11 protein-coding genes and 1 other annotated feature (1 of these 12 cut by a window edge) are annotated in these 12,177 nt (G+C 58.4%); of the genes, 5 read left to right on the top strand and 6 right to left on the bottom strand.

The annotated features are described in order from the left end of the window. Window positions 1-193, bottom strand: a binding site (T-box leader); it reaches 57 nt to the left of the window's first position. A gap of 180 nt (window positions 194-373) precedes the next feature. Continuing rightward, window positions 374-1,537, top strand: coding sequence for a UDP-galactopyranose mutase (gene glf, locus ACEVJK_RS12190; RefSeq protein ID WP_186852945.1), 1,164 nt, complete (start codon window positions 374-376; stop codon window positions 1,535-1,537). A 95-nt stretch (window positions 1,538-1,632) separates the two neighbouring features. Further along, window positions 1,633-2,661, top strand: a complete 1,029-nt coding sequence (locus tag ACEVJK_RS12185) for a glycosyltransferase family 2 protein (RefSeq protein ID WP_186852944.1) — start codon at window positions 1,633-1,635, stop codon at window positions 2,659-2,661. A 77-nt stretch (window positions 2,662-2,738) separates the two neighbouring features. Here the strand turns inward: ACEVJK_RS12185 and ACEVJK_RS12180 are convergent, their stop codons facing one another. Continuing rightward, window positions 2,739-2,891 carry a hypothetical protein gene (locus tag ACEVJK_RS12180; protein ID WP_186852943.1) on the bottom strand — a complete coding sequence of 51 codons (153 nt, stop codon included), beginning with the start codon at window positions 2,889-2,891 and terminating at the stop codon, window positions 2,739-2,741. A 133-nt stretch (window positions 2,892-3,024) separates the two neighbouring features. On the opposite strand from ACEVJK_RS12180, the gene ACEVJK_RS12175 reads away from it, so the two are divergent. Continuing rightward, window positions 3,025-3,195 (top strand): ribbon-helix-helix domain-containing protein, encoded by a 171-nt coding sequence (locus ACEVJK_RS12175; protein WP_186852942.1) that lies wholly within the window; start codon window positions 3,025-3,027, stop codon window positions 3,193-3,195. A gap of 14 nt (window positions 3,196-3,209) precedes the next feature. On the opposite strand, the gene argB is transcribed toward ACEVJK_RS12175, so the two are convergent. The 5 genes from argB to ACEVJK_RS12150 form a co-directional block, all read right to left on the bottom strand. Further along, on the bottom strand, window positions 3,210-5,573 hold the full coding sequence (argB, locus tag ACEVJK_RS12170) for an acetylglutamate kinase (protein ID WP_374740692.1): 2,364 nt from the start codon (window positions 5,571-5,573) through the stop codon (window positions 3,210-3,212). 108 nt (window positions 5,574-5,681) lie between these two features. After that, a complete protein-coding gene (locus tag ACEVJK_RS12165; RefSeq protein WP_374740691.1) occupies window positions 5,682-6,398 on the bottom strand; it encodes an aspartate/glutamate racemase family protein in 717 nt (238 codons plus the stop codon). A gap of 59 nt (window positions 6,399-6,457) precedes the next feature. Further along, the gene (locus ACEVJK_RS12160; protein WP_262669544.1) at window positions 6,458-7,678 is read right to left on the bottom strand and encodes an ATP-grasp domain-containing protein; all 1,221 of its coding nucleotides are present in this window, start codon (window positions 7,676-7,678) and stop codon (window positions 6,458-6,460) included. 60 nt (window positions 7,679-7,738) lie between these two features. Further along, window positions 7,739-8,806: an alanine racemase gene (locus ACEVJK_RS12155; RefSeq protein WP_240286360.1), complete on the bottom strand. Its 1,068-nt coding sequence runs from the start codon at window positions 8,804-8,806 to the stop codon at window positions 7,739-7,741. Window positions 8,807-9,018: 212 nt separating this feature from the next. Next, on the bottom strand, window positions 9,019-9,474 hold the full coding sequence (locus tag ACEVJK_RS12150; protein ID WP_186852939.1) for a hypothetical protein: 456 nt from the start codon (window positions 9,472-9,474) through the stop codon (window positions 9,019-9,021). A 256-nt stretch (window positions 9,475-9,730) separates the two neighbouring features. On the opposite strand from ACEVJK_RS12150, the gene ACEVJK_RS12145 reads away from it, so the two are divergent. Beyond that, window positions 9,731-10,378, top strand: a complete 648-nt coding sequence (locus ACEVJK_RS12145) for a GNAT family N-acetyltransferase (protein ID WP_186852938.1) — start codon at window positions 9,731-9,733, stop codon at window positions 10,376-10,378. A 373-nt stretch (window positions 10,379-10,751) separates the two neighbouring features. Next, window positions 10,752-12,167, top strand: coding sequence for a tRNA (N6-isopentenyl adenosine(37)-C2)-methylthiotransferase MiaB (miaB, locus tag ACEVJK_RS12140; RefSeq protein WP_262669543.1), 1,416 nt, complete (start codon window positions 10,752-10,754; stop codon window positions 12,165-12,167). The last annotated feature ends 10 nt before the right edge of the window (window positions 12,168-12,177 follow it).

Raw genomic sequence — 12,177 nt, 5'->3', positions numbered from 1 at the left:
GCCACTCAAGCCTGCCTGGTAACGGGGGCGTCCGGAGGCGCTTACTGTCAGGGAAGCCTGATCCCACAGCGCTTCCCGGTTCGGCCCTCTGCTCCAAGGTGATTTTCCCCTCCCCCTCCTGTCCGCCTCGCACCGGACCGGCGGCTCTCTGTACCATTCAGGGGTGGATACTCGTCCTTTTCATCGCGTGTTTCTATATGCAGTTGATATCTTATCTGCTTTTTCGGGGAATGTCAAGGGGGATGGAACAGCATATTACGCTTATTTTATCCAATCTTCAAGGAATTTTAATTTCCTTTTCCGGGAAAGTGTGATATGATACAAAGGAACATCTATAACGGCCAGCAGGCCGGAAAATGAGGTGGGATCGAGCTTGGAGGAGAAATTTGACGTTCTGGCCGTGGGAGCGGGCTATGCCGGCGCCGTGGCCGCCCGCGCTTTGGCGGATCAGGGGAAACGGGTCCTGGTGCTGGAGCGGAGGGACCACATTGGCGGCAATGCCTATGACCGTCCGGACCAGGCGGGGGTGCTGATCCACCAATACGGCCCCCATATCTTCCACACCAATGACAAACAGGTCTTTGACTGGCTTTCCCGGTTCACCCGGTGGCGGGACTACCAGCACCGGGTGGTGGCCAATATCCCGGACGGCCGGGGCGGACGGATAACCTATCCGGTGCCCTTCAACCTGACCTCCCTGGAAACGGCCTTCGGTCCGGAGGAGGGGAGACGGCTGGGGGATAAGCTGACCGCCGCCTATGGAGCGGAGAAAAAGGTCACCATTCTGGAACTGCGGCAAAATCAGGACCCGTCAATCGCCGCCCTGGCGGATTATGTGTACGAGCACGTCTTTGTCCACTACACCATGAAGCAGTGGGGCCAGAGGCCGGAGGACATTGACCCAAATACCACCGCCCGGGTGCCCGTGTTCCTGTCCAGGGACGACCGCTATTTTCAGGATACATACCAGGGGATGCCTTTGGAGGGCTATACCCCCATGTTTGAAAGGATGCTGGACCATCCCAGCATCACCGTGGAGCTGGGGACGGACGCCCTGGGTCGGTTGGACCTGTCCGGTAACACACTGAAGGTAGACGGCGCCCCCTTTGACGGCCAGGTTATCTACACCGGCCAGGCGGACGAGCTGTTTGGCTTCCGGTTCGGCCCCCTCCCCTACCGCACGCTGGATTTTGCCTTCGAAACGCTGGAGCAGGACGACTTCCAGGGGTACGGCACAGTCAATTACACAGTGGACGAGGACTTTACCCGCATCACTGAGTTCAAACACCTGACCGGCCAGGCGGCGCCCGGCGTGACTACGATTGTAAAGGAATATTCCAAGGCGTATACCGGGGAGAGGGGCGAGATCCCCTATTATGCTATCATCAACCCGGAGAACAACGCCCTATACGCGAAATACAGGGCGGAGGCGGACCGGTTCTCCAACCTCCATCTGCTGGGCCGTCTGGCCGAATACAAATACTATAACATGGACGCGATTGCCGGGAAAGCACTGGAGCTGGCAGAAAAACTCTAGCCAATTCGGAGCCCGGCGGGGCGACTGAGAGGCTAAAAGCGCGGCGGGAACTTGGTTCCTGCTGAGGAAATCCACGTACAATGGGAGAGAAAGACATGGAAAAGCTCATTACTTTCGCGGTCCCCTGCTATAACTCGGCGGCCTATATGGAGCACTGTGTGGACACACTGCTCCAGGGAGGGGACGATATTGAGATCATCCTGGTGGACGACGGCTCCACCAAGGATGAGACCCCGGCCATCTGTGACCGTTACCAGGAGCGGTATCCCGGTATTGTCCGGGCCATCCACCAGGAGAACGGCGGTCATGGAGAGGGAGTCAACCAGGGCATCCGAAACGCCCAGGGCGTCTACTATAAAGTAGTGGACTCGGACGACTGGGTGGACGTGGACGCGCTGAAAAAGGTGCTGGACAAGCTGCGGCAGTTCCAGCGGGACGAAAAGCCCATCGATATGATGATCGCCAACTATGTCTATGAGCATGTGGAGGACAACACCCAAAAGGTAGTGAACTACCGGAACGTATTTCCCGTGGGCCGGGTCTTTGGCTGGGAGCAGATCGGGCGGTTCCGTCCCTCCCAGTATCTGCTGATGCACAGCGTCATCTACCGCACCCAGCTGCTGCGGGACTGCGGGCTGGAGCTGCCCAAACACACCTTCTATGTGGACAATATCTTTGTCTATCAGCCCCTGCCGGCGGTGAAGAATATGTACTACATGGATGTGGACCTGTACCGCTACTTTATCGGTCGGGCGGACCAGTCGGTCAACGAGAAGGTGATGGTCACACGGGTGGACCAGCAGCTGCGGGTCACCTATCACATGATCGGCTCTCACGATCTGCGCCAGGTCAGCGCCCAGCACAAGAAGCTGGGCCGCTATATGTTCAACTACCTGGCCATGATGATGGCTATTTCCTCCATTTTCCTGATTATCGACAATTCCCCCGAAGCACTGGGTAAGCGGACCCAGTTGTGGGAGTACCTGCGGACGGTGGACAGCGCGGTGTACCACAAGATGAAGTACCGGGCGGTCTCCGCCTTTACCGCCTTCCCCGGCTACCAGGGGCGGCGGCTGTCGGTGGGGCTCTACCGGCTGGCCCGGAAGATTTATAAGTTCAATTAAAGAGCGCGGGGCCGCCCATGGCTGTCATGGGCGGCCCCGCCGGCAATATGGGGCAGTCCTCTCCCCCGCGCCCCGCCTCACTCCTCTGGTGGAAGCCGGCGGATGTGTTCCCGCAGGAGCTTTCGGATGTAGCTGGGGACAGAGCGGCAGTCCCGGTCCGCCAGATCCTTCAGGGCGGTGTAGAGCTCCTGGGACATTCGGACGGATACAGTTTTGTATGATTGTTCCATAGTATCACCTCAAGCAAACGATACCATATAGTTACCATGAAGTCAATATATGGACACTACTTGACGGTGAAAAAAATTACTGTTACCCTAATGACAGTAGATAGTAACTATATAGTACATAGGTGATGCGATTATGGGAGAAGCAGTATTGGTCAATCGAAAAAAACTCATCACATCCCTTGCCAATGAGCTGGTAGAGCCCTTTGACAAGCTGTCTAAAAAGACAAGGGTCCCCAAATCCCGCCTGATTGACGAGGCTGTGGAGGACTTGTTGAAAAAATATGAAAAAAGGATGGCCGAGTAGGCCATCCTTTTTGTTTATCCTGTGATCGTCGTTCCAGAGGCCCGCTGGCCCAGCATATGGAGTAGCAGGGAGTGCTCCACCCGGCCGTCCAAAATGGACACCTGGCCCACTCCGGCCCGAATGGCGTGGATGCAGCCCCGCACCTTGGGCACCATGCCCCCGGCGATGAGGCCCGTGTCGATGAGCTCCTCCGCCCGCTTGACGTCCATGTGGTCCACGGCGGTCTTGCTGTTGTGGCTGTCGATCAGGATGCCCCCCACGTCGGTGAGAAAAACCAGGCTCTCCGCCCCCAGAGCCTCGGCCACCGCCCGGGCGGCGTCGTCAGCGTTGCAGTTCAGGCCGTCGCCGTCTTCTCCCAGGGCGATGGGAGAGACCACGGGCACAAAATCCCCATCCAGCAGGGTGGTCAGCACTCTGGGGTCTACACGGGTGATGCTTCCCACCCGCCCCAGAGCCGGGTCCTTGACCACGGCGGTGATGAGCCCGCCGTCCTTGCCCGAAATGCCCACACCGGAGACCTCTAACCGGGCCAGGTCCCGGACGATGGCCTTGTTCACCTGGGCGGACAGGGCCATCTCCGCCGCCTCCAGGGCGGCCTCGTCAGTGACCCGGTAGCCGTTCTCAAAGCGGGTGGGCACCTGCAGCTTGTCCAGCAGGGCAGTAATGTGCTTTCCGCCCCCGTGGACCAGCACCACCCGCATACCCACCATCCGAAGGGCGGCCACATCTTGGAGGGTGGTGTCCAGGGCGGCCTCCGCCCCAATGGCGGAGCCACCGTACTTGACCACTACGGTCTTCCCCTCATGCCGATTCAGAATGGGCAGGATGGACAGCAGATTGCGTACCTTTTCCATGCCGTCCAGACCATGCTGGACATCGTACTCCCGCAGGAAAGCCTGGACATAATCCACGTCAGAGGGGGTGTCCACATACTCATTCCCCCGCTTCTGGCGGGTCTCCGCCCCCTTTCCAGTGATGAGCAGGACGGAGGGGACATGACAGCCCAGGACAGCCTGACGGATAGCCTCCCCCCGGTTGGGCTCAATGGACCACTCGCAGTTCTGTCCGGCCACATAGGAGGCGATCTCCCGGCAGATGTCCAGGGTGTCCTCCTCTCCGCTGTCCTCCTCGGTGAGGACCACCAGATCGGAGTATTTGCCCGAAATCTCCCCCAGGTCCTTCCGCCGGTCCAGGGCCTTTTTCCCCGGACAGCCAAAGACGGTGACGATCCGCCGGCCGGGATATTCCGCCTGGACAGAGCGGAACAGCGTTTCGAAGCTCATTCGGTTGTGGGCATAGTCTACGATGGCGGTGACCGTTTCATCAGCATTAGAGTAAATCTCCATCCGGCCGGGGACCCGGGCCTTCATCAGCCCCACATAGACACACCGCTCCGGGATGTTCAGCGCCTCGCACACGGCGATGGCGGCCAGCGCGTTCTCCACGTTGAACAGGCCGGGCATAGTCAGCCGAAATTCCCGCAGATAGCGCCGGGTGCGGACCCGGAACAGAATGTCGTTCCCCCGCTTGCGGACCTGGGAGGCGTAGACATCCGCCTCCTGATCCTTCTGAGAAAAGGTGAACAAGGGCCTGCCCGCCGCCCGGGCCGCCTCTAGCACCCGGTCGGCGTAGTCGCAGTCCAGGTTGACGCAGTTGACAGCCCCTTGGGAAAAAATTTTCAGCTTGGAGGAGAAGTAGTCCTCAAAGTCCGGGTGCTCAATGGGTGAGATGTGGTCAAGGCCGATGTTGAGAAAGCAGGCGGCGGCGAACTCGGTACACAGAGTCCGGTGGTATTTCAGGGCCTGGCTGGATACCTCCATGGTGAGATACTCCATCCCCGCTTCCACCCCGTGGGCAAAGTGGCGTTGGAGCTCCAGCGGTTCGGGTGTGGTGAGGTGGGACTCGAACCGCTCCACCCCGTCATAGGTGTCAATGGAGGAGATGATGCCGCTCTCCGGCTTCTCCCGCTCGGCCATATACTCATCCAGGATATATTTCAAATAGTAGGCGGTAGAGGACTTCCCCTTGGTGCCCGTCAGGCCGATGACCTTCAGCTTTCCGGAGGGGTGGCCGTAGAACAGGTCGGCCAGAGGAGCGATGGCCGAGCGCATATCATGGACCTGAAGGCAGGGCAGGCCAGACTGGGGATAGGGGACCTGGCTCACATAGGCCAGCGCCCCTCTCTCCTGGGCCATCTCCAGAAATTCCGGCTTAAAGTGGGCTCCCTTGCAAAGAAACAGGGTGCCGGGGACCACCTCTCGGGAGTCGTAAGACACCAGAGCCACCGGGGCGGTCTGGTCTATTTCCTTGGGAATGGGGGCGGCTAAGAGGCCGGAGCGATCCAGCAGGGCGATGTAGTCCTTCAGAATGTGCGCCATGATGAACACCTCGATTTCAGGGTTGAGAGGGAAGATATTGTGTTTGTCCCAGGCAAACCGATTTTAAGGCGTCCGGCAGGGCCGGACACAAAATCTCTACGCTTCACGCTATTTGATGAAGATGTGCCGCAGGGGCTTGCGGCAGGCCTGGACCGACCGCTCGGCCAGGACGGCCATGGCGTCTGTGTAGAAGGGAGGCAGGTGGTGCCTGTCGGCAAAGACGGACAGCTCGGTGCAGGCCAGCACGCCGCAGTCGCAGCCCTGTTCCTCCAGGTCCCGGTGGATGGCGGCGAACTTCTGGGGGTCCCCGTCCCGACCGGACTTCACATCGTCGTAGATCAGGGACATGACCAGCTTCTGGGCCGGCGGCGTGGGTACTGTCGCCTGAATCCCCACAGCCTCAAATTCCTTTTTGTATAATCCGGACTGAATTGTACCATCCGTAGCGAGAATGCCAGGGCGCTTCAACCCCTGGGAGGCCAGCAGACGGGCGGTTTCCCGTATCATGTGGAGGATGGGCACCCCTACCTGCTCCTGCACCCTGTCCAAAAAGAAGTGCGAGGTGTTGCAGGGGACGGCGATGACGGTACAGCCCGCTCCCTCCAGCAGGCGCGCGTCGGCCAACAGCCGTTGAAAAACAGCCTCCCGTTCCCCCTCGCTGCCTAAAATAGCCTCGGTGCGGTCGGGCATCTGGCTGTCCGAGAGGATCAGGGCGTTGACGTGCTCCTGGTCACAGGAGGCCTCCGTCCGGTCAATGACAAATTGATAAAAGGTATTGGTTGCCTGGGGGCCCATTCCCCCCAGAACGCCTAAACGATATTCCATAAAATCACCATGGTGGGAAGAAGAACAGCAAAAAAGAGGAACCGCAGGTCCTGTGCCGGTCAATCCTCCGCGGGTATCTTGTTATACTGGTCGAACCGCTTGATATTCCCCAGGTGGTTTTTCATCACCCGGAGCCGCCGCTTGAGAGAGCCATCCTTGTCGTAAACCAGGGAGTGGCTGTCCGCCCCGGCTTTAATGAGGGCCCGCATCTCCTGGTGGTACTGCTTTGGGGTGAATTTGAAGGCCACCTTCCGGGGAACCATGCGCCACAGGGAGCGGTTGCGGGTCATCTCAAAGGGCAGGTCCTTCCCCTCCACACGGTCCTGGACGACCATCTTGGCGATGTTGTGGCCCGCCCCGGTGACGTAGTAGTTGCTCCGCCCCTGGCGGCAGTTGATCTCAAAGGCCTTGTACTTCCCGTCCCGGCTGTCGTACTTGATGTCAAAGTTGGAGAAGCCGGTGAAGTGAAGGGCCTCCAGGAGAGTTTTGATTTTCAGCTCTAGGGCCTCGTCGCACTCAGTCAGGATGACGGCGTGGTTTCCGATGCCGTGGGGGGAGTGTTCCTCCAGCAGCACATGGCCCAGGCACATGGTGGTCACCCGGCCGTTCCGGTCGGAGTAGCTGGTCAGCACCCGCATATAGCTGTCATCTCCGGGGATGAACTCCTGAAGGACCATGTGGTCCTGGTAGCCGGCGGCGTATACATGGTCCAGAGCGGCCAGCAGCTCCTCCCAGCTCTGACAGATGTAGACCTTGGCCAAGGAGTGGTCCCCACAGGCCCAGTAGGCCACGCTGTCAGCGGGCTTGGCAATGTAGGGCGGACCCCAGGGGAGCTGAAAGTCGTGGCCCATGGACTTGTCGTAGATAAAGGTGGCCGGGTGATCGATGCCATGCTGGTCGCACAGGGCGTAAAACTTTTCCTTGTTGATGAGGGTGTCCAGCAGGTCTCCGTCAATGTAGGGGGCGATGACGTTGGCCGGCAGGCTGTCCTTACAGTGGGCGGCCAGCTGGACATAGCTGTCCCCGCAGCCCAGCAGGAGGACTTTTTTGTCCGGAAACTCCCTGGCTACCGCCTCTGTGTTCCGGCGGAAGGCCGCCTCGCTCTCGTTGTCGGGGCACACCCGGTAGTCGAGGATGGCGGAGCCGTGGCAGGGGAAGGAGGGATATTTGCCATAGGCCACGCTCCTTACCCCATAGGCCTCATGAAAGGCCCTGGCCACGGAGTACACGTTGATGTCCCCGCCAAAGAGGAGGGGCTGAAATTGTAAAGGATCGGACACTTGATAGGACTCCTTTTTCTCAAGAGTAAAGGGTAAAGAGGGGGCGTGCCAAAAGGCAGGTCAGCGGTACTCAATGACAAAGCCCCTGGCAAACAGAGGGTCCATCTCAAAGACCGCTAAATCCCCATAGGCGCATTTCATGTTGGTTACATCCAGAATAGTCTCGCTGGCACCCACGGGGCCCAGCACCCGGGCGCGCTGCTCTCCGACGCGGACGGTGCGTCTCCGGCTCCGGCGCCACTGGGCCAGCAGGGCGGTCAGGCCGGACTGCCGGGGGCGCTCCACGCCAAAGCCGTTCTGATAGCCCACGGGTAGGACGGCCACTCGGGTAGGCTTTTTCAGCACAAGGGGCTTGTCCGCCCCGATGGTGTGGCCCCTGGGCAGCCAGCGGACCTCGGCCAGAGGGGCTTCCCCATAGCCAACGGTTCGCAATCCGTCGTCCCGGGTCCGTCGGCACCGCCCCAAAATAGCGGAGCCGGCCCGCACGCCGTCCAGCCGGGCGCTGTCGTCGTGGAGCAGAGAGAAGGAGCCGGCGGCATGGACCACTCCGGTCTCAAAGCCGGCGGAATGGATCGTGTCCAGCACCTGGTGGAACTGCTCCAGCTGCTGCTTGGCCTCCGGGTCGTTGGGCTGGGCGGCGTGGAGCTGAGTATAGATGCCAGATAGAGCCACATTGGGGAGAGAGCGATAGGCCAGCAGGATCTTCTCCGGCTCCCCCACCAGAAAGCCTCCAAAGCCCATCCCGGTGTCCACCTGAATGTGGGCCTCCACCACGGTGGAGCGGTTCTCCGCCAGCGCGTTCAGAGCCATCCCGGTGTCCACCGAAGAGATGGTGCACACCGCGTTTAGGTCCACCAGCCGCTCCAGCTCCTCCCGGTCAGTGGTGGAACGGAGCATCAGGATTTCCTCGTCCACAAAGCCGGCCTCGCGCAGCGCCTGGGCCTCGGACACTTCAGACACCGCAAAGTGGCCGATACCCTCGTCCCGGAGAAGCTGGGCCAGGGCCGCGATGCCGGCGCCCCCTCCGTCCCCAGACAGCACGCCATAGATCACCGCCCCGGCGGCCCGCTCCTTGATCACCGCCAGGTTGTTTTTGACCGCCGACTTCTCGATGACTAATTTACGCATATGGATGGCTCCCCTCTATCTCTCCAGGATATATCTTACCCATATTAACGCTTCATTTTACCACTATTTGAAATAAAAGGCAACGGATAGATGGCGCCTCCCCTTTCCCCTTTGGACCGATTTAGGCTTACCTAACAATTCGTTCGTCGAAATGACGAAGGGAGGCATATTCTCAGTTGATAACTGATACATAAGCCGGAATTTCCTTGTTATTATCGCTTTATTTCCATGCAATAAAAGGAAGGCCTATTTGGATGCATTTTATCCGGGGTATTCCAAATATCTGCACTATCAATGTCCTTGATATGTTTTGTGGTAAGATCAGAAATGGATATTGTTCTTCTGTGAACTACAGGGCTGTCCTCAAATTCATAGCAGTCCATCAGCCACACATGCCAGAGCTCTATAGAATCAGTATTTTGCAGCGCGTTTTTTATATATGCAATTATTTGCTTGGCTCTGCCATCGGTATAATTCCATTCCAGATAGACAGCGTTTCTCTTTTCGGTATAGTCCTCAACATCTGTAAAGGTGTACAGGCAATAGTTATCATCCGCGCCGCCATCATGTACTGTGCCATCATCAATATGTATATCCAATGGGTAATCCTGTGAAGGTTCTATTTCAGTCAAAGGATAGTCTGAAGCGATAAATGTACATACACTCATTGGAGATGCCCCCTTAAAATATTCCAATCTGTCCTTTTGGTTTAATTTATCACATTGTTTTGTTTGTATCAATGCTTGGTAAAATCGATGGAGTTAGACTCCATGCATTCAAAAGGAAAAAGGGATAATGGATCTCACCGGGACATCCCTATGGAGAAAAAGGAAGCGGACCTCTGTTGTACGGGGGAAGAAAGCGTGGTAAACTAAACAATACGGGCACGGCCAGACAGCGGCCCGCAGGATCGGAGGAACATCTATGAGAAAAGACATTATTATCCGGAGGGAAACAGAGGACGACCGGCCCAGGGTAGAGGAGATCGTCAGGCGGGCCTTTTATAACTTGTATATTCCCGGAGCCGCGGAGCACTACCTAGTCCACATCATGCGCTCCCACCCGGACTTTATTCAGGAGCTGGACCTAGTGCTGGAGCTGGAGGGACAGGTCATCGGAGCGATCATGTACACCAGAGCCCACTTGGTGGACGAGCGTGGGAAGGAGCGGGAGATCCTCACCTTTGGTCCGGTATGCGTTTTGCCGGAGTATCAGCGCATGGGGTACGGAAAGAGGCTGATGGAGGCATCCTTCCAAAAGGCGGTGGAGATGGGCTACGACACCATTGTAATCTTCGGCGCACCGGGCAACTATGTGAGCCGGGGCTTTAAGAGCTGCAAGAGGTACAACGTCTGCCTGGAGAACGGCTCCTTCCCGGCGGCCATGCTGGTAAAGGAGCTGGTCCCCGGCTCCCTGGACGGCAGGAAGTGGGTGTACCGCCAGAGTCCCGTCTTTGAGTTTAGCGAGGAGGAGGCCCTGGCCTATGACGACACCCTGGAGCCCCTGGAGAAAAAGGAACTGCCCTGCCAAGAGGAGTTCTATATCCTAAGCAGCGCGATGCTGCCGGAATAGACCGATATAAAAAAGCAGGCAGCTCGTCGAAAAAGTAGAAATACCCCAAATTTTGTGTAAGAGCCTCGCGGAGTTCCATCGTCCGCAGACGACAGAATGAAATTTGTTTTTCCGAGGATATGCGCCTGGAAAAAACACTTCTCAGCCTGCAAGTGTGCGAGCACAGCGAGTGCGACGCAGCAGGCTGCAGGTCTTCGAAAGAAATGTTTGCGTTTTGGAGAGGGCCTGTTGACTTTGTCGAAAGGCCTGAGAGGGGGCGCCAGATCGGCGCCCCCTCCTTCTTGTGTTTCCGCTCAATAAATGCTATAATATAATGATTCAGTATGTGCGCCCGAAACAGGGCGGCAAATACCCCTGTATCGGGAGGAACAACATGGAAAAGACCACTACGATCATCCCCCAGGGCGACGTAGAGCGCCAGCTTTGGTACTGCGAACAGGTCGCCGCCGTCACCGCCCAGTGGCCGGAGCGGCCTCTGGCCTTTGTGGACACCTATGGCTGCCAGCAGAACGAGGCGGACAGCGAGCGCATCCGGGGCTATCTGAAAAAGATGGGCTTCGGCTTTACGGACGACGAGGAGCGGGCCCGGATCATCGTCATCAACACCTGCGCCATCCGGGAACACGCCGAGCAGCGGGTGCTGGGCAACGTGGGCGCGCTGGTCCATGTGAAGCGCCGCCACCCGGAGCAGCTGATCTGCCTGTGCGGCTGTATGATGCAGGAGCCTCATGTGGCTGAAAAGATACGCCAGTCCTACCGCCATGTGGACCTGGTCTTTGGCCCCCACGCACTGTGGAAGTTTCCGGAGATGATCTACACCCTGCTGACCCAGCGGGGCCGCATCTTCTCCAACGCTGACGAGGCGGGTTCCATCGCTGAGGGCATTCCGGTAGTCCGCCAGGATAAGGTGAAGGCATGGGTGTCCATCATGTACGGGTGCAACAACTTCTGCTCCTACTGTATTGTGCCATATGTCAGGGGGCGGGAGCGGTCCCGGAGGCCGGAGGATATCCTACGGGAGGTGGAGGAGCTGGCGCGGGAGGGCTATAAGGACATCACCCTGCTGGGTCAGAATGTGAACTCCTACGGCAAGGATTTGGAGGAGCCGATGGATTTCGCCGACCTGCTGGAGCGGGTCAACGCTATCCCTGGGGAGTTTCTCATCCGCTTCATGACCTCTCACCCCAAGGACGCCACCCACAAGCTGTTTGAAACCATGGCTCGGTGTGAGAAGGTGGCCCCCGTCCTCCACCTGCCCTTCCAGGCGGGAAATGACCGGGTGCTGAAGGTGATGAACCGGAGGCATACCAGAGAGCAGTATTTAGAAAAGATTCGGGACCTAAAGTCCCTGATTCCCGATATCGTACTGACCTCCGACATCATCGTGGGCTTCCCTGGGGAGACCACCGAGGAGTTTGAGGACACCTTGAAGGTGCTGGAGGAGGTCCGCTTTGACGCCCTGTTCACCTTCATTTTTTCCCCCCGGGTGGGGACCCCGGCGGCCAACATGGACGATCCCATGCCCCGGGAGGAGAAGCTGGTCAACTTCAACCGGCTGACCGCCCTTCAGGACGCCATCTCCGAGGAGAAGCACCGGGCCTATGTCGGCAGGACCGTGCGCTGTCTGCTGGACGGACTGTCCGACGACGAGCGGTACGACCTTACCGCCCGCACCCCCGGAAACCGCCTGGTCCGAGTGGTGGGCGGCAGATCCGCCCTGGGCCAGTTCCGGGATGTGAAGATCACCGACGCCAACAAGTGGTCCCTGTTTGGGGAGCTGATTGAGTAGAGAGAGAAGA

Origin of the sequence: Flintibacter sp. P01028, from assembly GCF_041925235.1 — a bacterium.
Taxonomy (GTDB): Bacteria; Bacillota; Clostridia; order Oscillospirales; family Oscillospiraceae; genus Lawsonibacter; species Lawsonibacter aceti.
Note: the sequence above shows the minus strand (reverse complement) of the source record. Positions and strands in the feature narration are given on the sequence as shown.